The sequence below is a fragment of the Halomonas sp. BMC6 genome, assembly GCF_964204995.1.
GTDB lineage: Bacteria > Pseudomonadota > Gammaproteobacteria > Pseudomonadales > Halomonadaceae > Vreelandella.
In genome coordinates this window covers 2452058-2476495 of sequence record NZ_CAXNSH010000001.1, presented here as the reverse complement: position 1 = coordinate 2476495, position 24438 = coordinate 2452058, and the positions used below count along the sequence as shown (strand labels likewise).

Here is a 24438-nt window from a genome sequence, read left to right as displayed (position 1 = left end):
TATCAATGGTCGGGGGTGTTCAGCACGTATTAAAGGCTGCCAAGCCTATCAGACTTTATGACATCGTAAAATAAAACGGGAGGCATGAGCCTCCCGTTCTGTATCAAAGGGTGTCGTCGACGCTGACGCCGACGACACTACCCATTGAGGGTACAGTCGAGTGAATTAGTTCCACTCATCCAGTTCTACGCGACGGTTCTGGAAACGACCTTCTTCAGTGTCGTTAGTCGCTACCGGACGCTCTTCACCGTAACCAATCGCACGCATGCGGTCAGCTTCTACGCCGCGCTGATTCAGGTAAGCAGCCACAGACTCTGCACGACGCTGTGACAGATCCTTGTTGTACTGGTCAGAGCCACGAGCATCGGTGTGGCCTTCAATGCTGACACGTACGTCAGGGTTGTTCACCAGACGCTCAGCAACGCCGTTCAGAACGTTTTGCGCGTTGGCAGTCAGCTGAGCAGAATCAAACTCGAAGTTGACTTCACGCAGCACAACGCTCGCCGGGCAACCCAGGGCGTTAACTTCTACACCAGCGGGAGTGTCCGGGCACTGGTCGCGATAGTCCGGAACGCCGTCGTTATCGGAATCCAGCGGGCAACCGTTGGCATTGACTTCGACGCCAGCCGGGGTACCCGGGCACTGGTCGCGGTAGTCCGGCACGCCGTCACCGTCGGAGTCCAGCGGGCAGCCTTCGGCATCAACAGCAACACCAGCAGGCACTTCGCCATAGCTCGGGCACTGAGGTGCTACCGGCTCAGGCGTACGGTCTGCACACAGCAGGCCGCCGATCGCAGCACCCGCAGCGGCACCCGTCGCAGCGCCCGCGTCTTCATCAGAGCTGCTGCTGGTGGCGTAACCGATGCTGCCGCCAATGATGCTGCCCGCCAGGCCACAGACGGCCGGGTGCTGATACCAGCTTTGACCGCTGTTGGCGCCGTCTTGGCTGGAAGACTGAGAGGCCGAGCTAGCGCAGCCTGATAGGCCGACGACTAATGCAGAACCGATGAGCAAGCCAGTCGTTGATTTTTTCATGCAAGACTCCTTCTTGATCCAATGCTGACATGGTCTAAAAGACCAAATCTATCCAATGCTTCTTATGGCGAGAGCATCCATTTTTCGCTGTTCTGTTTCAGGTCTAGGAACCCTACCCCATGAAACGAACAAGGTGCCTATCATTAACGTTTCAGCGCTAGAAGGCAACAATGCCGAGATATCAACTTCTTGCCAATACCGACCCTACCAGCATAGCAAAGCTGACATCGTTGGCATTAAAAAAATTTCAATGCAGAGCGGAGGGGCCTTTAGCGCGCCATTTAATCACTGCCGCCGCAGCCGCAAGCACCGCAGGGCGCATCTCGTCTTCGACGGCGAGCCGCTCCTTGTCTTCTTGCATTCTTTCCCTAGGGGTCAACTGCTTACGTGCTGAGTGAGTCTTCAAGTGACGCGTACGATGATAGACGTCCGCAAACGCTTGGAATTCAGGACGCTCAGCAAGGCTTGGGTCGATGATCTCGAGTAACACTTTACAGCGCCAAGAACCCTCGGTGATATCGACCTGCTCTTGGACGAGGGCACTGACGACGTAATCGAGATTTTCCAGGCTATTCTGTTGGGCACGACGCTCTTCGTCCAAACGAAATGCCTCGCGGCGCTTCACCTCATTACGAAGCTTGTAGGCATAGCCTCCCAAACCGATAATGATCAAAACGGCGACGACGAGCAGTAAAAGTGCAACCGTTGAACTCATAAAGCCCCTACTGACTGGGAAATAAATAGCTTAACGAGAATTGTACACCTAATTAGCGGAGTTAGACCAACACCATTCACTGTCACTCCCCTCTAAAACCTCTAAACCCACGCTTAGCTGTAACGAGAAGCCAACTCGTCTCTCTGTGGCATAGAGTACGCCATCTCCCGCACACTGACACGATAGCACCAACACCACCAAGCCCATCCAAGACTCAACACGAGTGCTACAGCGCCAGCGGTATGGAGTAACGCTAGCCAAAGCGGCAGCCACAACAGCACGTTAGCGACACCTAGCCCCACTTGGAGCGTATAGGCACACAGCACACCCACCAGTGCATTCGCAACTTGTTTGATGTGCCGGTAACGCCACCAGAGCAGCAGTAGCGTCATACCCAACAAAAGCGCCCCCAGCCGATGTACCATGTGAATCGCCGTGCGGGCATCGGCATGCAATTGACCATGAAGATAATTGGGACCAACGGTTTGTGTTAGGTGGAACCCTTCACTGAGATCCATACTGGGCCACCATTGCGTGTTACAAGTTGGAAATCCTTGGCAAGCAATACCGGCGTAGTTACTGGTCACCCAGCCGCCTAGCGCGAGTTGAAGCACTAGTACCCCGCCAGCAGCGTACCAGAGCACGTTGCCTGCAGCGCCCGAGGAAACGCTTCCTTGCCGAATACTGCGCAACCGAAGATGCAACCAGAAAAACACCATTAAAACGCTGAGTCCACCCAGCAGGTGAAGCGTGACCACCTGCGGCCACAGCTTGAGGGTAACGGTAAAGGCACCAAACGCGCCTTGCACGAGAATGACGAGCAATAGTGACAGGCTGAGACGCCACGGATACCCCTTACGCGTTCGCAGTGGCCAACCCAATGCCACCACGCTGAGCACGATGACGCCTAGAAAGCTCGCCACGTAGCGGTGCGCCATTTCTACCCACGCTTTGAAAGGTTCTAACGGGGCATCAGGATGCTGGAGCGCCGCATGTTCACTATCGGGGACGATGAGCTTTCCATAGCAACCTGGCCAGTCCGGACAGCCTAACCCGGCATCTACCAATCTCGTCCACGCACCTACCAATATCACGCAGGCAGTGAGTAACGTACCTGACAACGTCAACCATACAAGCCAGCGAAGACGGCGCTGTGGGTCGCTATGCATCATAGTTCCTTACGGCTAAGAGTAGCCGGGCACGGGCTATAGTGGATTGACTTTAAACAAATGACGTATGTCATCGAGGATGTCGGCGGCAGCCGTTGCGTCGTCAAAAGCAAGGGCGGGCCTACCCATCGGGTCGAACAACCACACGCTGCTGGCGTCACCCCACGCAGGGGAACGTTGCCAACTGGTCACCGTTTCGCCCGGCAATGCAGTGGCTTCCCCACCGATTCTCAATCGCTGCAGGCGTGGTGCCTCCCGCCCCAAGGCGCGGTGTAAACGCCAAAGCTCGTCCTGCTTTTGTTCACAGTGCGCGCCGCAATCGAATACCAGCGTCCACCGCTCAGAGGCAGGCGCCGGCCACGTCAATGGCCATTCATATAAAGAAGGAACGTCCAGCGTGACTTGGCCATGGGCGGTGTGCGCTTGAGGAATGCCCACATGCCAAGTCACCATCCCCCAAGCGGTGACAATGGGAGCAGCAAAAATCACGAACAGTAGCAGCAGCTTGGTTCTTGGATAGCGTACGGGACGATGGGGTGGCATATTAGCGTCCTCCTAGATAGCGTTCGCGATTGTCGGCGACCAAACGGTGTCCACCCAACAGCATGATCATGAAAGCCGTTAAGGCCAACGCCCACCACTGCACGGCATAGCCAAGATGACGGCTGGGCGGCATCACACTTGGCTCCCACCAAGGTGTCAGCGTACCGGCTCCCTCCTCTGCATGCAGCCACCCTTGATGACTGAATGCGCCTAGCGTCGACTCCCATGGCATAAGGCTAAGCTGTTGAAGCCTGACGCCCTCTCGATTAGCGCCATAAAGGGGGCCTTGTACTTGTGCATTCTGCCACTCCCCAGAGACGTCGATCATGCCTACAGGCGTCGATGTAGAGGGTGCCTCTCGGCTGGGCCCCGTTTCTAAAAACCCTCGCTGAACCAACCATAGCTGCCCGTACCTATCTCTGAGCGGTGTAAGCACCGCAACGCCCAACCGACCTCCCGTCATTCGATTGTCTAAATAGAGCGTATGCTCCGACAGATATCTGCCACGTAAATGTACCTGTGCGCCTTCGACGGGTGTATCGGTGGGCTCGATCATCACAGGAGCAGCCGCTCTGCTGGCCAATAATTCGCGCTTGTCATCCGCCCGCTCCCACTGCCATAGTCCTAAGACGAGACCGAGCGTGACCACCACACCCCAGAACAAATACCAAACATAAAGTCTGACTGGATAACGAGAGGGCTTGATCATGTGGTTAAAACTACTCATCGCCGTGGTATTTATCGGAATGGTGGCCAGCCTTGCCGCAGGCGCAGGCTTTTTGCTTCGTGATGACAGCACTTCCAGGCGCCTGCTCATATCACTGAAATGGCGTATTGCTCTCGCTTGCCTGCTGGTGGCACTGCTTCTCATTGGCTTTTTATCAGGCGAGCTTGGATAGCCTCCTAGAACACATAGACGAAAATAAAGAGCCCCACCCAGACCACGTCCACGAAGTGCCAGTACCAACAGGCCGCTTCAAAGCCAAAATGGTGATCGTTAGCAAAGTGGCCTTTGACGATCCTCACGAGCATGCTTGCCAAGATCAGAGTGCCAATGATCACATGAAGGCCATGGAAACCCGTGAGTATGAAAAAGGTAGCGCCGAAAATCCCCGCCTCCAAGGTGATGCCATAGTGGTGATAAGCCTCGTAATACTCGACACCTTGAATGACGATAAAGCAGATACCCAACAGCACCGTACCCGCCAGCCAGTTGCGACAGGTTTGCCGGTAGCCCAGTTTAAGAGCCTCATGTGCGACGGTCAGCGTGATACTGGACGTCACGAGTATGAGCGTATTGACCAGAGGCAGTTGCCAAGGGCTAAGCACGCTGGTCGGCCCTGATACCGACGCATCGGGCGGATTGAGCAGCGGCCACTGCGGCACGAAATCTGGCCAAAGCAGCGCTGATACACCTTTGGCCCCCTCACCACCGAGCCATGGCAACGTGAAGGTTCTGATATAGAACAAGGCACCAAAAAAGGCGGCGAAAAACATCACCTCGGAAAAAATGAACCAGCCCATCCCCCAGCGAAATGACCGGTCCATCTGAGCATCATAGAGGCCTCCCATGGATTCATGAATGACATCGCGAAACCACAGACCCATCACACTCACTACCCCCAGGACACCGATGACCATCAGTGGCGCTCCGGTATCGTGCACCAACTGAATACCGATACCCACCATCATGGCGCCAAGCGCCAGTGAACCTAAAATGGGCCACCGACTGGTAGCAGGAACGTAGTAGCTGCCGCTGCTCATATGTTATCCCCCGCCGAGTTATTGTTTTGGACCGTCTGGAGCGCTATGCGCTGTACTGGGTATAGGGTGTATACCAAGGTGATGGTGTTGATCTCTTCAGGCAGGTCTCTGGCCAACTGAAAAACGAGCGGAATGGTGAGCCGTTCGCCTCCCTGCAGTTGCTGCTCTTGAAAACAAAAACAGCTGACCTTGCGTAAATGTGTCGTGGCACTGGAGGGAGACACGCTAGGCACGGCTCGCCCCCAACTCTCGACGGCACTGTTGTTGGTGAACGTAAAATCCACCTCTGCCGTTTGCCCTGGATGAACGCGCATTTGCCGCGTTTCGACGCTCATTTGCCAGGGTAAACCGGCACTGCCACGAGTAATGAACTGCACCGTGACGAAGCGCGACTGATCGACCTCCTCATGTACGATGGCCTGGGCAGTAGTATCGACTTTGCCGTTCAATCCGGTCACCTTGCAAAACACGTCATAGAGGGGCACCAAGGCGAATGCAAAGGCAAACATCCCTACCAGGGCCGCCACGCTTCGCACGACCGTTTTTCTCACTCCCGCTTCTTGATACCCCTCGATCGCCATGCTCATACCTCCACCTAAGCCGACACTCACTGCTTAGTCATGAGTTTGGGCACGATGAAAGACGGGAGGCGTGTCAAACGTATGCAACGGCGCCGGGCTGGGCACGCTCCACTCTAAATCTACGGCGCCTTCCCAAGCTTTCGCAGGGGCTTTCTGCCCGCCTCGCACGCAGAGCACGACCACAAGTACAAAGAGGAGCTGTGAGGCACCAAAGAAAAACGCCCCAATGCTGGATAGCAGATTGAAGTCGGCAAACTGCAGCGCATAATCGGGAATACGCCTTGGCATACCTGCCAACCCGGCGAAGTGCATCGGGAAAAAAGTCAGGTTGACGCCAATGATGGAGCACCAGAAATGGCACTGCGCCAGACGTTCGTTGGGGTAGTGCCCCGTCCACTTAGGTAACCAGTAGTACACGCCTGCCATGATGGCGAAAATAGCGCCAGGCACGAGTACGTAGTGGAAATGTGCCACTACGAAATAGGTGTCGTGGTACTGGAAATCGGCAGGGGCAATCGCCAGCATCAGCCCTGAAAAGCCGCCTATGGTGAATAGCACGACGAACGCCAGCGCAAACAGCATGGGTGGTTCAAAACTGATCGAACCCCGAAACAGCGTGGTCACCCAGTTGAACACCTTGACCCCCGTGGGCACGGCGATCAGCATGGTGGAGTACATGAAGAACAGCTCGGCGGTCAGCGGTAGACCGACGATGAACATATGGTGGGCCCAAACCAAAAACGAAAGCAGTGCGATGGCCGCAGTGGCATATACCATCGAGGCGTAGCCAAACAGCGGTTTACGCGCAAACGTAGGAATGATGGCTGACACGATCCCAAACGCTGGCAGTATCATGATGTAAACTTCCGGGTGCCCAAAGAACCAGAACAGATGCTGGAACAGCACGGGATCTCCCCCACCCGCAGCATCGAAGAAGCTGGTACCGAAGTTGATATCCATCAACATCATGGTGATGACCCCCGCCAATACCGGCATGACGGCGATCAACAGAAAGGCCGTGATGAGCCATGTCCAGACGAACAGCGGCATGTCCATCATCCGCATACCAGGGGCTCGCATGTTGAGAATGGTCGCGATGATGTTGATGGCACCTAAAATCGAACTAATCCCCGCGATATGCAGCGCCAGGATAAAAAACGTCGTGGAAGCCGGCGCATAGGTCGTCGATAAAGGCGCGTAGAAGGTCCAGCCGAAATTAGGGCCGCCGCCCGGCATCAGTAAGGTAGAAAGCAGTAGAGCAAAGGCAACGGGTAAAAGCCAAAAACTGAAGTTGTTGAGTCGCGGTAACGCCATGTCTGGCGCGCCAATTTGCAGGGGAATCATCCAGTTGGCGAGCCCCGTAAAAGCGGGCATCACGGCCGCAAAGACCATAATCAAGCCGTGCATCGTGGTCATTTGATTAAAGAACTCAGGCTCGACCAGCTGTAAACCGGGTTGGAATAGCTCCGCTCTCACCACCAGCGCAAAGATCCCACCGACAAAAAACATCGTCAGTGAGAAAATTAAATACAGGGACCCAATCTCTTTATGATTGGTGGTCAGCAACCATCGCAAGATGCCTTTGGGTGGGGCGTGGTGAGCGTGCCCCTCCTGAGACTGGCTGCCCGCAACGGCCGTCGAACTGTGCTGCAGCGGGTGTTGTGGAGGTAGTTTGGGCGCCATAAGTCTCTCCGCACTTTATCGTATTATTAGAAGACGTTGTTTAACGCTTATTGCGCGATACGTTCGGCCACTGCCGCTGGCTGAACGATATCCCCCGTATCATTGCCCCAGGCATTTCTCGTGTATGTCACCACCGCAGCTATCTCTACCGGATTCAGCGTACTACGGAAGGCTGGCATGGCCGCGCCCGACACGCCGTTGATGACACGGCCTAAATGCCAATCCAAGTCATTGATCAACTGTTCGTTGCCTGCAAGCGCGGGGAACGCGGGGGGAGCCCCCTGCCCTTCACTTTGATGGCAAGAGGAGCAGATGGATTGATAGACGGTTTCGCCACGAGCCATGAGCTCTTCCATCGCCCACTCACGATCGACCCCCATCGCTTCCTGCTCGGCAGCAGCTTTACGCTCTTCAAGCCACGTCTCGAACTCCGCTTCCTCCATGGCATGCACCACGATGGGCATGAAGCCATGATTGACTCCGCATAGTTCGGCACACTGCCCGCGATATATGCCGGGCTCGTTGATCTGAACCCAGTTTTCGTTAATGAACCCAGGAATCGTGTCTTGTTTGACGGCCAGCTCGGGCACCCACCAAGAGTGGATGACGTCATCGGACGTCATCAAAAAGCGCACTTTGCGATTGATAGGCAGCACGAGAGGCTCATCCACATCGAGTAGATAATGCTCGCTTCTCTCTTCTTCGCCACGGATCTGTTCGCGGCTGGTGCTTAGGTTGGAAGTGAACGCAACATCCTCACCCAGGTATTCGTAGCGCCAGCGCCACTGCTGACCGGTAATCATGATATCCAGGTCAGCTTCAGAAGCGTCATACATGTTTTTGAGCGTGGCCGTCGCGGGCACCGCCATGCCGACCAGTATCAGGATCGGAATGGCCGTCCAGAGCACCTCCACGGAGGTGTGTTCATGAAAGCGGGCCGCCTTGGCTCCCTTGGAGTGACGATAGCGGAACAAGGAGTAAAACATGACACCGAAGACGACGACGCCAATCACCACACATACCCAGAAAATGGTCATGTGAAGGCCAAAGATATCGCGGCTGATATCCGTTACGCCGACCGGCATATTCCAGCTACTGGCTTGCACTTGGGAGATACTTGCGACACTGGACATGGTGAGAAGCCATCGCCACGGTAGGTGCATAGCCGCCTCCTTGTTATTGTTGTTCTCGCCAACCCTTTTATTAGGTCAGGATTAAGTGATGTCATTTGAGTATAGAAAACATATGGCATTCGTCACGCTCGACAAGCGTGATGTTTCTCAACGGTTCAACCTGCTGCAAAGATCGCCACACCAAGCAGCATTAGCACGAACACAATCGTGACGGCGACCGCCGTTATGATGAAGATTGCAGGCTTGCCACTAGAAAAATCCTGCTGCCGCTGACGATCATTCTGGACGCCTATGAGCGCTGCCAGTACTGACTTGATCACTGACCACATAGCGCTTTCCTCACGGTTGAGTGGGTTAATGCTCGATTGGGCAACCGTCGTAGAGCACCTGGCTCTCATTGAGGATAGGCAATTTCATGAATCATGCTGTGAGAAAAGCAGTGCCGAGGGAGACATAGGCATATAAGGCCATTGACGCAGGCAACCCGCCTGAGTGCGCAAGCGAAAAATGCTGTAGAGGATCACGATGTAGGAACACCACTGTAGACTGCTTTTTATTAACACCCTACGCCATCTTTTATCAGTACGCCCGCAGCGTAATTAAGCTTGCGGCCTATCGTCGGCCAATTCACACTAAGCCGACATTTGCTAATTCTGCAATGGGTTGTCAATGGAGTCTTTTATGCCCAAGCATCGTGGAATCGCGTTGCCCCTATGTGTTGCCCTATTTCCTCTTCTATCGCTCGCTGGCTGCACTACCTATACGTGGCCGGATGGTTCTCAAGAAACCGTCTTGGGTGTTGTGGCCGAGGATGAGAACCGCCAGTACGAAGAGCCTCGTGCTGACGGCGTTCGCTATCGTAAACCGGGTGAGCTCCCTGACACACCGCGAAGCGATGAAGATAACGACTGATGCTAGTAACGGCTTATCCTTTGCGTCGCTTGGTAAGTGCCGTGGCTTGAGCGGATAAGGGATCTTCGGGCCATGGGTGCTTTGGATACCGCCCTCGCATCTCTTTGCGTACTTCGGGGTAGCCATTGACCCAAAAGCTCTGCAAATCTTGGGTCACTTGGAGCGGGCGCCTCGCCGGGGACAACAAGTGAAGCGTGATCGGCACACGCCCATCGACGACGGTGGGCGTGTGCTGCCAACCAAAAGCCTCCTGAAGCTTCAACGCGAGTATCGGCGACTGCTCCTCTATACGACACGGCGCGTAATCGAGGTCGACGGTATTGCCGCTTGGCGCGGTTAGCGCCGTCGGCACCAAGCGCTCCATCTGCTGCTGTTGCTCCCACGCCAGCGTGTTCAATAAACAGGTATGAAATGGCAACTTTTCGACCTGAGCCAGGCGCGTCAGCCCAACGACATAGGGCGCTAGCCAGATGTCTAATGTGCCCAGCAAGACAGTCTCGGACCAATCGGGCCACTGCTCGGGCCATATCCGTGAGAGCAGTGCCATACGCCCCTGACATTGGCGAACGTTGTCGGTCATCACTAGGTGAGGACGCTGTCTCAGCGCGGTCAAAAGCGCCTGCTCCATCGCCTCAGCTGACAACTGCTGTAACGGCCGGGAGGCCAAGATGAGTTCGCCATGCCGCTGAACGGCATCTCCCACCAGCCTGCCCTGCTCTTCCGACCAGCGTATTCGCTCTTCCCACTGCTGCGTATCAGGGTAAAGGCTCTCTAGCGTGGCAAGCGTAATGGGCTCTGCCAAATACATTCGGGCGTCACTGGTCGCACTCTCTAGCGCCACCGCCACGAGCCAAGCCTGCTGTGCAAGTGAATGATTTTCGGACAGCGTGGCCGTTTTGCCGTTCGCCAGCTTGAAACGACCAGGCGACATACGTTGCGCGATGCGATCAGGGTATGCCAGACAAAGTAACGCGCCAAGCGGCTCAAGATCGATCTCCAATGGAAGTTTAGTTTCCATGAGCCGAGACAAACGGGTCGCCTCCCGATGCCACTGCGGAAAGGCCGAGGGCTGACGAAGCCGCTGAACCAGCGCATCACGCAGTGAACCTTGAATCCGCTCCCTCCCCTCTAATAACGCGGCCAACGCGCACGCCAAGGGCGTTGCCTGCAGCGTTCGCGCCCCCAGCAGCATGGCGGCTAAACGCGGTGTCAGGGCAAGTGCAGCACTCTGTTTACCAAGCGGCGTCAATCCACCGTTGGGCACTCGTAAGCAGAGCCGTTTTAAGAGATCTTGAGCCGTTCGCCATGCGCCTTCAGGAGGTGACGTGACCCAGGATAGCTCGTCTGGCTCACGTACGCCCCACAGCGCCAGCTCTAACGCCAATTTGGATAGGTCGGCTTGCAGTATTTCAGGCTCAGCGTACCCCACCAGAGGCTGCTCAGCCGCCCAGAGCCTGTAACACGTCCCCGGCTGTTGCCGACCGGCGCGTCCACGACGTTGATCGGCGCTCGCTTTGTTCACACGCCGTGTCGTCAGCTTGGTCAATCCCGTCCGGGAATTGAAAAGCGGCACGCGTTCTAACCCTGCATCGATGACACAGTTCACGCCATCGATGGTGACACTGGACTCGGCAATGGCCGTCGAAACGATCACTCGCTGGCGCGCACCATGAGGTCTCATAGCAGCCTGCTGCGCATCCAAGGGCAACCTGCCATGCAGCGGTAGAGCCTCAACATCCAAAGCGCTCCCGTCCACGGCAGCAACGAGCTGAGAGATCTCCGCCACGCCAGGCAATATGACCAGTATGTCTTGACTAACGGGACGTGACAGAGCTTCGTGAATCACTCTCAACGCGGCGGCAGTGAGCGACTCGCTCGTTGCCAGTGGGCGGTAGTGAGTCTCGACGGAAAATGCCCGCCCCTGACTTTCAATGACGGGCGTTTCACTTCCCAACACCCGCGTCAGCGCTGTCACGTCCAATGTGGCAGACATCACCAGCAGTCGAAGATCATCGCGCACGCTCTCTTGCACATCGAGTGCCAATGCCAATCCTAGATCTGCCTCGATGCTGCGCTCATGGAATTCGTCAAAAATGATGCCTGCCACGCCTTCTAACAGCGGATCCTCTTGCAGCATGCGTGTCAGCACCCCCTGCGTGACCACTTCCAGCCGCGTATGGGGTCCGATCTGACTATCGCCCCGCATTCGATACCCAACGGTTTCGCCCACGCGCTCATTGAGCTGGTCGGCCATGAAAGTGGCAGCAAGCTTGGCGGCGACTCGCCGCGGCTCGAGTAACAGCAGCCTCTGTCCCTTGGCCCAGTCACTCTCAAGAAGCCTTAGCGGTACGCGGGTGGTTTTACCAGCCCCTGGCTGCGCCACGAGAATCAAGCGCGTCTGATCCGCCAATGCGCACTCGAGTGCCGTTAAATGCTGATCGATAGGAAGCGATGTACTCATAAATCAGCGCGTGAGATGGCCGGAGGTTGCAATACCGCAGCCTTTGAGAATGACGTGTTCCAGAAACTGGCAAACGGACGCCAAATCCGCTTCGCTTAGCGACGCTTTCCCGAGGATGCCGGACACCTGGGCGCTATATTCCGTGTAGTGCTGGGTGGCTGACCAGATCAGAAATATCAACCACCGTGGGTCCACATCGTCCATTTTTCCCTGTCGCGACCACTCACGTATGATCGCCGCACGAGACGCCACCCATGCTTTGAGCTCTCCTGATAGATACTCTTTTAGAAAGGGAGCGCCCGCTAAAATTTCCGCAGCAAAGAGCTTGGACCCTTCCGGATAGCGCTGCCCAAGCTCCATTTTGGTGCGAATGAAATCGCTCAGTACTTGAGCGGGATCACTCTCTTCATGGATATCTTCGAGTACCGCGTTCCAGCGCCTCATCATTCGGTTCAGTAGACGGACGTAAAGCGCCTGCTTGCTACCCATGTAGTAGAGAATGTTGGCCTTAGGCAACTGGGCTTGATCGGCAATGGCTTGAAGACTGGCCCCCCGATAACCGTGCTGTGAAAACACCTGCTCTGCAGCGCTCAATATGGTCTGTTCGATGCGTTCTCTGCTGGCGTTTTCTGGGTTCGCGGTATCCACCGTCATTCAGTAAGCTCCTTTTGATCGCTCTCAGGCGAACTTGTCATCGTTGTCTCGTTAACGTGCCGCATCACAGTGCGTTTTGTAGCGAAATGCACACTAAAAGTGCATGACACATTCATTTAACAAACTCTTGCAAGAGGCGCCGTTTTGTCCCAAGCTCAACATTATTGACCGATCGGTCAGAACAATCATAACGGAGTTTGGCATGGCAACAATTGAGTTTCTGCTCAATGGCACCCCGACCCAGTGTCAGGTGCCCCCGGATACCAGTATTCTAACGCTGTTACGCGATCATTTGGGTATGACCGGCACGAAAGAGGGCTGTGCTTCGGGGGATTGCGGCGCGTGCACCGTCGCGATTAAAAGCCCGGCCGACTCGGATTTTCTGAGCCTTAACGCCTGCATTACCCCTGCCCACCAATTGCATGGCCAGCATCTACTCACCGTAGAGGGTCTATCAGCGAACGGAGAGCTTCATCCTGCGCAGCGGGCAATGGTCGAGTGCCACGGAAGCCAATGCGGTTTCTGTACACCGGGTATCGTCATGTCGCTATTTACACTACATACCCAACAGCAGAAACGCCCGGCGCCCTTGACGCCGGAACGGCTGGAGGCAGCGCTGGGTGGCAACCTCTGCCGCTGTACCGGATACCGCCCCATTCGGGATGCCGCCCTGAGCATGTCGTCTCATCCATGGCAAACGCCGCAGTGGTTCGACGCCAGCCAACCAGCGACCGTGGCGCTGAGTCCGTCTAATACACCAGACGACGACGTCGCGCTTTTTGCCCAACCCGCCACGTTGGAAGAACTCACGGCGCTTCGCCGCCGCTACCCATCGGCCCGCTTGGTGGCTGGCGCTACCGACCTGTGGCTTGAAAACACTCAGCGGCTGGCCACATTGAATCAATTGATCGACGTCACCCACGTCGAATCGCTGCGCCATATCGAAGAGGCCGCTCTGAATGGTAAGTCCGGCTGGTGGATCGGTGCAGGCGTCACTTACTCCCAGCTAGAGCCGCTGTTTGAAGCGCACTATCCAGCGTTTGCCCACCTGCTTCACCGGCTGGGCTCGCAGCAAGTGCGCAATCGAGGCACCTTAGGCGGTAACATCGCCAACGCTTCGCCCATTGGAGATACTCCGCCAGTGCTGTTGGCCCTGGACGCGTCGTTGGAGCTGACGCATCGAGATGGCTGCCGCGTGCTGCCTCTTAGTGAGTTCTTCTTAGCGTATAAAAAGACAGCGCTCGCCGCCGATGAGGTCATCAGCCGTATTTTCATCCCGCGGCTAGCAGAGGATGCCGAGTTAAAAGTGTGGAAACTCTCCAAACGACGTGAGGACGATATTTCCGGCGTGCTAGGTGCTTTCCATTATCGCTTACAGGGTGGCGTTTTGAGCGACGTGCGGATCGCCTTTGGTGGCATGGCCGCGGTTCCTCAACGTGCCCTGCATGCAGAAGCGGCGTTGACGAACAGAGCGCTATCGCAGGAAAGTTTTCAAGCTGCGCAGCAGGCGTTGGGGAGCGACTTCCAACCAATGAGCGATGTCCGTGGCAGCCAGCGTTATCGCCAGCAGGCCGCTGCCAACCTCATGGAACGTCTCTACCTTTCGCTTTCAGCACCGACACAGGAGGTCATGCTCCATGCGTACGCTCACTAAGCTTGATGGCGATAGCCGCCGCGCTCGCCGCGAATTGAACGATCACATTCAAGGGGCCGGGCCACTGGCTCGCCATACGGTTGACAGCCACGGGCATCGCCAAGCCGGCACTTCCAGCTTCCACGAAAGCGCCGAGAAACACGTCACCGGTAAAGCGACCTACATTGATGATCTCAAAACGCCCCAGGATGCACTGCACGTAGCGCTAGGGCTATCGCCCGTTGCCCATGGGACGCTAACGTCGATGGGGTTGGACGCGGTGCGCAGCGCGCCAGGTGTGGTCGATGTCATTACCTTCCATGATGTGCCTGGCCATACTGACATCGGCCCCGTGTTTCCCGGTGATCCGATTTTCGTTGACCATGAGATCAGCTACGCCGGACAGTGCCTCTTTGCCGTGGCAGCCACGTCCCTTCAGGCCGCTCGTCAAGCGGTCAAGTTGGCCTCTTTGCAAATTGATGAGCAGCCTGCCAGCTTGGATCCCGTGGCCTCCGCCGAGCGTCAAGACGTAGTCCGCCCTACCCATGTGCAAGCCCGTGGAGACTGGGCAGCCACCCTGCAAAATGCCGAGCAATTGATTGAAGGCGAACTGTTCATCGGAGGACAGGAGCACTTCTATCTCGAGGGCCAGGCGTGCGTCGTGGTGCCCACGGAAGATGACGGCGTCATGGTCTACACCTCCAATCAGCACCCAAGCGAGACGCAAAAACTGGTCGCGGAAGTGCTTGGTGTTCCGTTTCATGCTATAACAGTGGAAGTGCGCCGTATGGGCGGCGGTTTTGGGGGAAAAGAGACCCAAGCCTCGCCCTGGGCATGTATCGCTGCCATCATTGCGCGCCGCACTGGTAGGGCGACACGGCTTCGTCTACCGCGAAGTGACGACATGCGCATCACGGGCAAACGCCACCCATTTCATAATCGTTATCAGCTGGCGATCGATGCACGTGGCGTCATTCAGGGAGGCGATATTACGGTGATTGGCGACTGTGGCTACTCACCCGACCTCTCGGATGCCATCGTGGATCGCGCCATGTTCCACGCCGACAACGCCTACTCGCTGGGCGATGCCCGGGTTACCGGCCACCGTGCCAAAACCCACACGGCGTCCAATACCGCCTTCCGTGGCTTTGGCGGCCCTCAGGGTATGATGATCATTGAGGCGGCGATGGATGACATTGCCCGCCAAGTAGGCGAAGACCCACTAACCATTCGTAAACGCAATTTCTATCGCGACGGTCGTGATACGACGCATTACGGGCAGCAAGTCGATCAAAAACAGCTGCTGCATACCCTCGTGAACACACTGGAAACCAGCAGCGACTACTGGACTCGGCGCGAACAGTTACGCGACTTCAATGCATCGAGCCCCATCATCAAAAAAGGGCTTGCGCTCACCCCCGTAAAATTTGGCATTTCATTCACCGCTCAGCATCTCAACCAAGCTGGGGCGCTGCTGCACGTTTACACCGACGGCAGCATCATGATCAATCATGGCGGCACTGAAATGGGCCAGGGGCTGCATACCAAAATTTGCCAAGTGGTGGCCCGAGAATTGGGCCTCGACTTGGATAGCGTGCGAATCAGCGCAACACGTACCGATAAAGTCCCCAACACCTCTCCTACGGCGGCCTCCAGCGGCGCGGACCTCAACGGTATGGCTGCCCGAGATGCTGCCAGCAAGCTGCGAGAGCGGCTGTTCGACTTTGCTGCCCAACATTTCGAAGGTGGAATGGATCGTGAAGGCATGCGACTGGAAAACGGCATGCTGGTCGCAGGCATCGGAGAGAGCGAGCGTCGCATCCCGTGGGGCGAACTCATCCAAACGGCATACTTAAACCGCGTATCACTTTCGGAAAAAGGGTTCTATGCGACGCCGTTGATTCACTATAACCGAGCGACGGGCCAAGGCCGCCCCTTCTACTATTATGCATTCGGCGCCGCGGTGGCCGAAGTCAGCGTGGACACGCTCAGTGGAGAGTACTTGGTCGACCGAGTCGATGTCTTGCATGACGTAGGCAATTCGCTCAATCCAGCGATCGATATCGGTCAAGTCGAGGGGGGCTTCATTCAGGGGATGGGCTGGTTGACCAGTGAAGAGCTCAAATGGAACGATAAAGGCGTGCTGATTAGCGATGGGCCAGCCACCTATAAAATCCCCACCTACGGTGACTTACCTCGTGTATTCAACGTTTCCCTCTTAGAGGGACACCCCAATTCCATGGCAAGCCTATACCGTTCGAAAGCCGTGGGCGAACCCCCCTTCATGCTAGGTATTTGTGTGTGGTCGGCGTTAAGAGACGCGCTGTCGAGCCTGACGGATTATCGCCTTTCCCCCCACTTGGATACGCCCGCCACACCAGAAAGAGTCATGATGGCAGCCAATGCCATCAGGAAAAAAACACTATGACGCCAACGCATGAAACGTGGCACGCTGCTCTGCACCGTTTACAGCAAAGCGGTACGCCACATGTCCTTGCAACACAAGTGACCAGCGCAGGTTCGACGCCACGCGAGCCGGGGGCTCGCATGGTCATTACCGATGACGCCATTATCGACACGCTGGGAGGCGGTACGTTCGAGTGGCAAACCATTAGCGCCGCTCGGACCTTATTACAGCAAGGGGAAGCCGGCTTTCATCTTGAGGCATTTTCACTAGGCGGACGCAGCGGTCAGTGCTGCGGTGGCTTTGTCAATGTGCTGCTTGAGGTCTTTCCAGGCGCCCCCCAGCGGATTGCGCTATTTGGTGCGGGCCATGTAGGTCGAGAAATCGTCAAATTGAGCGCGCCACTTCCCTGGCAAATCGATTGGTATGACAGTCGCCCCGACCGTTTTACCAAGCAAGATGCCCAACAGCCACGTCTTAACTGTCACACGTTGGCGAGTGTGACCTCCGTCATGGACGCCCTCCCTACCGGTGGCCATACCCTCGTCATGACTCACAGCCATGACGAAGACTACGCGCTCATTTCAGCACTGCTGAAACGCCCGGACCTCGCCACGATTGGACTGATCGGTTCGGACAGTAAATGGGCGAGCTTTCAAGGTCGCTTGATGCGTGATGGCTTTCCACCGGATGAGATTCAGCGTGTCCGCTGCCCCATTGGCGCCGTTCACGGCACCAAACTCAGCAATAAAACGCCCTATGCGATTGCCATGACCGTCGTGGCCGAACTGTTATGGTTAACCGATCAACCCATCGATCGGCAAACCCGCGGACTCGACCCCGTAGCTTTACGCTCTCTATTCAACGATACAGCGACACATTCGAGCTAATATGACTTCTACTGATACGTTTATCCGCGCGGAGCTGGTGAGCTTTGCCCGTGATCCAGGGGACGACGATTTTCCGACACCTGGCAGCCTCGAGCATTACGGCGATGGTCTTCTGTGGCTAAAAGAGGGTCATATCCACGCAGTTGGCCACTACGTGGATATCATCGATCAGTTACCCTCCAACAGTCAGGTGCTCAATTATCGTGGCAAACTCATCATGCCTGGCTTTATCGACACCCACGTGCACTATGTCCAGCTCGATATCATGGCCTCCTATGGTCGCCAGCTGCTCGACTGGCTCAACGACTATACGTTTCCTGAAGAGTGTCGCTTTGCCAATCATGCCCATGCAGAAGCTCTCTCCAACGCCTTTTTAGACGAAATGCTGAGAGCTGGCACCACGACCGCGCAAGTGTTCGGCTCTAGCCACCCAGGGTCGGTCGATGCATTCTTTACCGCTTGCCAGAAACGCCAATTACGCATGCTTGTCGGCAAAGTACTGATGGATCGTAATGCCCCCGACGCATTGATGGATGGTGCAACGGGTATTACCGATACCGAGCGTTTGATCGAAGACTGGCACGGCAGACAACGCTTAGGCTACAGCGTAACACCTCGATTTGCGCCGACATCGACAAAGACCCAAATGGATGCGGCAGGCGCGCTTCTGCGTAATGACGCTTCTCTATGGCTACAAACGCATCTTGCTGAGAATAGCGGAGAACTCGACTGGGTAGCCGAGCTTTTCCCGGGCAGCCGAGACTACCTCTCCGTGTATGAAGACGCTGGACTCGTCGGACCTCGCAGCACCTTTGCCCATGGAATTCACCTGGATAACGGTATGCGCCAACGGCTGGCCGAGCGAGGCGCCAATATTGCATTCTGCCCAAGCTCCAACCTCTTCCTAGGCAGCGGACTCTTTGATCGAGAAGCAGCGAAAGAGACAGGAATGTCCTTCACCTACGCCAGTGATATTGGCGCCGGTACCGATCTTTCGGGATTCGCGACGCTGAAGTTGGCCAATTGCGGGGGCAGCCGCTGACGGCTTGGCAGGGGTTTTACGGCTTGACTCACGGTAACGCTAAAGCGCTCTCGCTGGATCATCACATTGGGCAGCTCGCCCCGTCTTACGAAGCCGATTTTGTCGTGATCGATCCCCATGCCACATCGCTGCTTGAGCGCCGTATCCAACACTGCACCACGTTGGGCGAGCGCCTCTTCGCCCTCATGATGCTGGCCGATGACCGCGCCATCTATGAAACCTGGGCAGGCGGTATTCGCCAACATCAGCGGGATTGATCCCGATCTAAAAGCCGCGTTTGATAAGCGGCTTTTTCGTTTCCCTCCCGCGTTTTCCAGAGACCACACAACCCAAAAGCCCCGAGCACAGGGTGCCCGGGGCTGGTCATGGCGCGCTTTCAAGCGCGCAACAAAAAACCCAGCCGTTTGGCTGGGTTCTTTGCGGTATAAGTGCCTGACGATGACCTACTCTCGCATGGGGAGACCCCACACTACCATCGGCGCTAAGCGGTTTCACTTCTGAGTTCGGCAAGGGATCAGGTGGTTCACGCGTGCTATGGTCGTCAGGCGTAACGGGTAATGCATATCATGCTGAGTGTTGTGTGATCGTCTCTTGTCCGTCAGCGCCTTGGCTGGCGGATGCGTATCCGGTTCTCTGAGTGGCAATCCACTCGATCGTTATCATCGCGACCAGACCCCTTGGGTGTTATAGGGTCAAGCCTCACGGGCCATTAGTACACGTTAGCTCAACGCCTTGCAGCGCTTCCACACCGTGCCTATCAACCAGCTGGTCTCGCTGGGCCCTTTAGGAGGCTCTAGGCCTCAGGGATGTCTCATCTTGAAGGGGGCTTCCCGCTTAGATGCTTTCAGCGGTTATCCCGTCCGACCATAGCTACCCGGCAATGCCACTGGCGTGACAACCGGAACACCAGAGGGTCGTCCACTCCGGTCCTCTCGTACTAGGAGCAGCTCTTCTCAAACATCCAACGCCCACGGCAGATAGGGACCGAACTGTCTCACGACGTTCTAAACCCAGCTCGCGTACCACTTTAAATGGCGAACAGCCATACCCTTGGGACCGACTTCAGCCCCAGGATGTGATGAGCCGACATCGAGGTGCCAAACACCGCCGTCGATGTGAACTCTTGGGCGGTATCAGCCTGTTATCCCCGGAGTACCTTTTATCCGTTGAGCGATGGCCCTTCCATACAGAACCACCGGATCACTAGAACCTGCTTTCGCACCTGCTCGACGTGTCTGTCTCGCAGTCAAGCACCCTTATGCTCTTGCACTCATTGCACGATGTCCGACCGTGCTGAGGGTACCTTCGTGCTCCTCCGTTACGCTTTGGGAGGAGACCGCCCCAGTCAAACTACCCACCACACACTGTCCTCGATCCGGATAACGGACCTGAGTGAGAACGCCAATGATGCCAGGCTGGTATTTCAAGGTTGGCTCCACCCGAACTGGCGTCCGGGTTTCAAAGCCTCCCAGCTATCCTACACAGGCAACATCAGCGTCCAGTGTGAAGCTATAGTAAAGGTTCACGGGGTCTTTCCGTCTAGCCGCGGGTACACCGCATCTTCACGGCGATTTCAATTTCACTGAGTCTCGGGTGGAGACAGCGTGGCCATCATTACGCCATTCGTGCAGGTCGGAACTTACCCGACAAGGAATTTCGCTACCTTAGGACCGTTATAGTTACGGCCGCCGTTTACCGGGGCTTCGATCAAGAGCTTCGGCCGAGGCCTAACACCATCACTTAACCTTCCGGCACCGGGCAGGCGTCACACCCTATACGTCCGCTTGCGCGTTAGCAGAGTGCTGTGTTTTTACTAAACAGTTGCAGCCACCTGGTATCTTCGACCGGTTCGGGCTCGGGGAGCAAGTCCCATTACCCTACGCCGGCGTGCCTTCTCCCGAAGTTACGGCACCATTTTGCCTAGTTCCTTCACCCGAGTTCTCTCAAGCGCCTTGGGATTCTCACCCTGACCACCTGTGTCGGTTTGGGGTACGGTCGCACATGATCTGAAGCTTAGAGGCTTTTCCTGGAAGCGTGGCATCAATGACTTCCGGACCGTGGTCCGTTCGTTTCGTGTCTCGGCCTTAGCGTCCCGGATTTACCTAAGACACCAGCCTACTCACTTTCACCAGGACAACCAACGCCTGGCTCACCTAGCCTTCTCCGTCCCCCCATCGCAATCATGTCCGGTACGGGAATATTGACCCGTTTCCCATCGACTACGCCTTTCGGCCTCGCCTTAGGGGCCGACTCACTCTGCTCCGATTAGCGTCGAACAGAAACCCTTGGTCTTCCGGCGAGGGAGTTTTTCACTCCCTTTATCGTTACTCATGTCAGCATTCGCACTCGTGATACCTCCAGCATGCTTCTCAACACACCTTCATTGGCTTACACGACGCTCCTCTACCGCTCATCCAGAGGATGAACCCGTAGCTTCGGTACCTGGTTTAGCCCCGTTACATCTTCCGCGCAGGCCGACTCGACTAGTGAGCTATTACGCTTTCTTTAAAGGATGGCTGCTTCTAAGCCAACCTCCTAGCTGTCTGAGCCTTCCCACATCGTTTCCCACTTAACCAGGATTTGGGGACCTTAGCTGACGGTCTGGGTTGTTTCCCTTTTCACGACGGACGTTAGCACCCGCCGTGTGTCTCCCACGCTCGCACTCACCGGTATTCGGAGTTTGCCTCGGGTTGGTAAGTCGGGATGACCCCCTAGCCGAAACAGTGCTCTACCCCCGGCGGTGATACGTGAGGCGCTACCTAAATAGCTTTCGAGGAGAACCAGCTATCTCCGAGCTTGATTAGCCTTTCACTCCGATCCACAAGTCATCCAAATCTTTTTCAACAGATCCTGGTTCGGGCCTCCAATTGATGTTACTCAATCTTCACCCTGCTCATGGATAGATCGCTCGGTTTCGGGTCTATATCCAGCGACTGTGTCGCCCAGTTAAGACTCGGTTTCCCTACGGCTCCCCTATACGGTTAACCTCGCCACTGAATATAAGTCGCTGACCCATTATACAAAAGGTACGCAGTCACGGAACGAGTCCGCTCCTACTGCTTGTACGCACACGGTTTCAGGATCTATTTCACTCCCCTCTCCGGGGTTCTTTTCGCCTTTCCCTCACGGTACTGGTTCACTATCGGTCAGCCAGGAGTATTTAGCCTTGGAGGATGGTCCCCCCGTCTTCAGTCAAGGTTTCTCGTGCCCCGACCTACTCGATTTCACATGATCAGATTTTCGGCTACGGGGCTATCACCCACTATGGCCACGCTTCCCAGCGTATTCGCCTAATCAGTCACATGCTTAAGGGCTGGTCCCCGTTCGCTCGCCGCTACTAGGGGAATCTCGGTTGATTTCTTTTCCTCAGGGTACTTAGATGTTTCAGTTCCCCTGGTTCGCCTCCTACGCCTATGTATTCAGCGTAGGATACTCAGCTGATGCTGAGTGGGTTTCCCCATTCAGAGATGTCCGGGTCACAGGTCGTTTGCCACCTCACCGAACCTTATCGCAGGCTACCACGTCTTTCATCGCCTCTGGCTGCCTAGGCATCCACCGTGTGCGCTTCATTGCTTGACCCTATAACCCGAAGGGGTCTGGTATCTCGCAATGACAACGATTGCCGGATACGCTTGAGACGTATCACTTAACAATTACGTATGAACGTTTCAATAAACGTTCATGTCAGCATGATATACATTGTTAAAGAGCGACTGTTCAGTGAACAGTGATAAGGCAACGCTGATGCGCCTGACTTATCAATGGTCACGAAACAACAAACGGTGTCGAGAATGGTGGAGCCAAGCGGGATCGAACCGCTGACCTCCTGCGTGCAAGGCAGGCGCTCTCCCAGCTGAGCTATGGCCCCATCTGACCACACTGACCTCTCGGTAATTTTATGTCTCACAAGGCATGCCATGGCACCGCATAGTCTGACTATACAAAGCACAAGAGCATGATATGTTCGATAAAATTTGGTGGGTCTGGGCAGACTTGAACTGCCGACCTCACCCTTATCAGGGGTGCGCTCTAACCAACTGAGCTACAGACCCAAGAGGGGATCGTGCGTAAACCGTTTGCTCTACTATCTGATCAGGTAATTCATTGTGAGCGCTTACCGCGAGGGGAAGACATCGTTTAAGGAGGTGATCCAGCCGCAGGTTCCCCTACGGCTACCTTGTTACGACTTCACCCCAGTCATGAACCACACCGTGGTGATCGCCCTCTTGCGTTAGGCTAACCACTTCTGGTGCAGTCCACTCCCATGGTGTGACGGGCGGTGTGTACAAGGCCCGGGAACGTATTCACCGTAGCATTCTGATCTACGATTACTAGCGATTCCGACTTCACGGAGTCGAGTTGCAGACTCCGATCCGGACTGAGATCGGCTTTTCGGGATTGGCTGACTCTCGCGAGCTCGCAACCCTTTGTACCGACCATTGTAGCACGTGTGTAGCCCTACTCGTAAGGGCCATGATGACTTGACGTCGTCCCCACCTTCCTCCGGTTTGTCACCGGCAGTCTCCTTAGAGTTCCCGCCATTACGCGCTGGCAAATAAGGACAAGGGTTGCGCTCGTTACGGGACTTAACCCAACATTTCACAACACGAGCTGACGACAGCCATGCAGCACCTGTCTCTGCGTTCCCGAAGGCACTAAGGTATCTCTACCGAATTCGCAGGATGTCAAGAGTAGGTAAGGTTCTTCGCGTTGCATCGAATTAAACCACATGCTCCACCGCTTGTGCGGGCCCCCGTCAATTCATTTGAGTTTTAACCTTGCGGCCGTACTCCCCAGGCGGTCGACTTATCGCGTTAACTTCGCCACAAAGTGCGCTAGGCACCCAACGGCTGGTCGACATCGTTTACGGCGTGGACTACCAGGGTATCTAATCCTGTTTGCTACCCACGCTTTCGCACCTCAGTGTCAGTGTCAGTCCAGAAGGCCGCCTTCGCCACTGGTATTCCTCCCGATCTCTACGCATTTCACCGCTACACCGGGAATTCTACCTTCCTCTCCTGCACTCTAGCTTGACAGTTCCGGATGCCGTTCCCAGGTTGAGCCCGGGGCTTTCACAACCGGCTTATCAAGCCACCTACGCGCGCTTTACGCCCAGTAATTCCGATTAACGCTTGCACCCTCCGTATTACCGCGGCTGCTGGCACGGAGTTAGCCGGTGCTTCTTCTGCGAGTGATGTCTTTCCTAGCGGGTATTAACCGCTAGGCGTTCTTCCTCGCTGAAAGTGCTTTACAACCCGAGGGCCTTCTTCACACACGCGGCATGGCTGGATCAGGGTTGCCCCCATTGTCCAATATTCCCCACTGCTGCCTCCCGTAGGAGTTCGGGCCGTGTCTCAGTCCCGATGTGGCTGATCATCCTCTCAGACCAGCTACGGATCGTTGCCTTGGTGAGCCTTTACCTCACCAACTAGCTAATCCGACATAGGCTCATCCGATAGCGGGAGCCGAAGCCCCCTTTCTCCCGTAGGACGTATGCGGTATTAGCCTGGGTTTCCCCAGGTTATCCCCCACTATCGGGCAGATTCCTATGCATTACTCACCCGTCCGCCGCTCGTCAGCATCCAGCAAGCTGGATCTGTTACCGCTCGACTTGCATGTGTTAGGCCTGCCGCCAGCGTTCAATCTGAGCCATGATCAAACTCTTCAGTTTAAGATCAATGCGGTTCTTGCCTGTGACCGAGGCCACAGAAGCGAACCAAACTTGGCTCAAGGGTCAAACGAATTCATTCATTAGGCCGAAGCCTGTTTGACGAGTCGCTTGCCTTGATAATAGGTGATGATTCACCCTCATCGGCAAG

At 55.7% G+C, this 24438-nt stretch carries 17 protein-coding genes, 2 tRNA genes, 3 rRNA genes and 1 pseudogene; 6 read left to right on the top strand and 17 right to left on the bottom strand.

The annotated features are described in order from the left end of the window. Positions 1–165: 165 nt before the first annotated feature. The 5 genes from AB6K10_RS11850 to AB6K10_RS11830 all read right to left on the bottom strand — a co-directional run bounded on the left by AB6K10_RS11850 (position 166) and on the right by AB6K10_RS11830 (position 4171). A complete protein-coding gene (locus tag AB6K10_RS11850; RefSeq protein ID WP_159342029.1) occupies positions 166–1035 on the bottom strand; it encodes an OmpA family protein in 870 nt (289 codons plus the stop codon). 247 nt (positions 1036–1282) lie between these two features. Then, entirely contained in the window at positions 1283–1750 is a 468-nt protein-coding gene (locus AB6K10_RS11845) for a DUF2489 domain-containing protein (RefSeq protein ID WP_253016504.1), read from the bottom strand. 113 nt (positions 1751–1863) lie between these two features. Next, complete coding sequence (locus AB6K10_RS11840; RefSeq protein ID WP_339118798.1) at positions 1864–2922, bottom strand: COX15/CtaA family protein; 1059 nt, start codon at positions 2920–2922, stop codon at positions 1864–1866. A gap of 33 nt (positions 2923–2955) precedes the next feature. Continuing rightward, on the bottom strand, positions 2956–3462 hold the full coding sequence (locus tag AB6K10_RS11835) for a hypothetical protein (protein ID WP_339118797.1): 507 nt from the start codon (positions 3460–3462) through the stop codon (positions 2956–2958). Position 3463: 1 nt separating this feature from the next. Further along, positions 3464–4171, bottom strand: coding sequence for an SURF1 family protein (locus AB6K10_RS11830; RefSeq protein ID WP_253016510.1), 708 nt, complete (start codon positions 4169–4171; stop codon positions 3464–3466). Here AB6K10_RS11830 and AB6K10_RS11825 point away from each other — a divergent pair. After that, entirely contained in the window at positions 4170–4361 is a 192-nt protein-coding gene (locus tag AB6K10_RS11825; RefSeq protein ID WP_159342024.1) for a DUF2909 family protein, read from the top strand. The two genes, AB6K10_RS11830 and AB6K10_RS11825, sit on opposite strands and share 2 nt — an antisense overlap. Positions 4362–4365: 4 nt before the next feature. Here AB6K10_RS11825 and AB6K10_RS11820 read toward each other — a convergent pair whose 3' ends face one another. The 5 genes from AB6K10_RS11820 to AB6K10_RS11800 all read right to left on the bottom strand — a co-directional run bounded on the left by AB6K10_RS11820 (position 4366) and on the right by AB6K10_RS11800 (position 8952). Then, complete coding sequence (locus AB6K10_RS11820) at positions 4366–5226, bottom strand: cytochrome c oxidase subunit 3 (protein ID WP_285264415.1); 861 nt, start codon at positions 5224–5226, stop codon at positions 4366–4368. Next, positions 5223–5807 (bottom strand): cytochrome c oxidase assembly protein, encoded by a 585-nt coding sequence (locus AB6K10_RS11815; protein WP_339119619.1) that lies wholly within the window; start codon positions 5805–5807, stop codon positions 5223–5225. Before AB6K10_RS11815 ends, AB6K10_RS11820 begins: the two co-directional genes overlap by 4 nt. Positions 5808–5840: 33 nt before the next feature. After that, on the bottom strand, positions 5841–7490 hold the full coding sequence (gene ctaD / locus AB6K10_RS11810; RefSeq protein WP_217352991.1) for a cytochrome c oxidase subunit I: 1650 nt from the start codon (positions 7488–7490) through the stop codon (positions 5841–5843). 47 nt (positions 7491–7537) lie between these two features. After that, a complete protein-coding gene (gene coxB / locus AB6K10_RS11805; protein ID WP_339118796.1) occupies positions 7538–8653 on the bottom strand; it encodes a cytochrome c oxidase subunit II in 1116 nt (371 codons plus the stop codon). Between the two features lie 125 nt (positions 8654–8778). Continuing rightward, positions 8779–8952, bottom strand: a complete 174-nt coding sequence (locus AB6K10_RS11800; RefSeq protein ID WP_253016514.1) for a DUF2970 domain-containing protein — start codon at positions 8950–8952, stop codon at positions 8779–8781. Between the two features lie 352 nt (positions 8953–9304). On the opposite strand from AB6K10_RS11800, the gene AB6K10_RS11795 reads away from it, so the two are divergent. Then, positions 9305–9535 (top strand): hypothetical protein, encoded by a 231-nt coding sequence (locus AB6K10_RS11795; protein WP_253016516.1) that lies wholly within the window; start codon positions 9305–9307, stop codon positions 9533–9535. Between the two features lie 13 nt (positions 9536–9548). Here the strand turns inward: AB6K10_RS11795 and hrpB are convergent, their stop codons facing one another. Both hrpB and AB6K10_RS11785 read right to left on the bottom strand, forming a co-directional pair. After that, the gene (gene hrpB / locus AB6K10_RS11790; protein ID WP_339118795.1) at positions 9549–11996 is read right to left on the bottom strand and encodes an ATP-dependent helicase HrpB; all 2448 of its coding nucleotides are present in this window, start codon (positions 11994–11996) and stop codon (positions 9549–9551) included. A gap of 3 nt (positions 11997–11999) precedes the next feature. Next, complete coding sequence (locus AB6K10_RS11785) at positions 12000–12650, bottom strand: TetR family transcriptional regulator C-terminal domain-containing protein (RefSeq protein ID WP_339118794.1); 651 nt, start codon at positions 12648–12650, stop codon at positions 12000–12002. A gap of 202 nt (positions 12651–12852) precedes the next feature. Here AB6K10_RS11785 and xdhA point away from each other — a divergent pair, with 202 nt between their 5' ends. The 4 genes and pseudogenes from xdhA to guaD all read left to right on the top strand — a co-directional run bounded on the left by xdhA (position 12853) and on the right by guaD (position 18876). After that, positions 12853–14304 (top strand): xanthine dehydrogenase small subunit, encoded by a 1452-nt coding sequence (gene xdhA, locus AB6K10_RS11780; RefSeq protein ID WP_339118793.1) that lies wholly within the window; start codon positions 12853–12855, stop codon positions 14302–14304. Then, positions 14288–16711, top strand: a complete 2424-nt coding sequence (gene xdhB / locus AB6K10_RS11775) for a xanthine dehydrogenase molybdopterin binding subunit (protein WP_339118792.1) — start codon at positions 14288–14290, stop codon at positions 16709–16711. Before xdhA ends, xdhB begins: the two co-directional genes overlap by 17 nt. After that, positions 16708–17577, top strand: a complete 870-nt coding sequence (xdhC, locus tag AB6K10_RS11770) for a xanthine dehydrogenase accessory protein XdhC (RefSeq protein ID WP_339118791.1) — start codon at positions 16708–16710, stop codon at positions 17575–17577. The genes xdhB and xdhC overlap by 4 nt, the downstream gene beginning before the upstream one ends. 1 nt (position 17578) lies before the next feature. After that, positions 17579–18876 (top strand): annotated as a pseudogene (gene guaD / locus AB6K10_RS11765) (guanine deaminase). 173 nt (positions 18877–19049) lie between these two features. On the opposite strand, the gene rrf reads toward guaD, so the two are convergent. The 5 genes from rrf to AB6K10_RS11740 all read right to left on the bottom strand — a co-directional run bounded on the left by rrf (position 19050) and on the right by AB6K10_RS11740 (position 24290). Continuing rightward, positions 19050–19165: ribosomal RNA gene (gene rrf / locus AB6K10_RS11760) — 5S ribosomal RNA — on the bottom strand. A 142-nt stretch (positions 19166–19307) separates the two neighbouring features. Continuing rightward, positions 19308–22198, bottom strand: a 23S ribosomal RNA gene (locus tag AB6K10_RS11755). Between the two features lie 213 nt (positions 22199–22411). Continuing rightward, positions 22412–22487, bottom strand: a tRNA-Ala gene (locus tag AB6K10_RS11750). A 107-nt stretch (positions 22488–22594) separates the two neighbouring features. After that, positions 22595–22671 (bottom strand) — tRNA-Ile (locus AB6K10_RS11745). An 86-nt stretch (positions 22672–22757) separates the two neighbouring features. Beyond that, positions 22758–24290 (bottom strand): 16S ribosomal RNA (locus AB6K10_RS11740). The 16S, 23S and 5S rRNA genes sit together here with 2 tRNA genes alongside, the layout of an rRNA operon. Positions 24291–24438 lie beyond the last annotated feature (148 nt).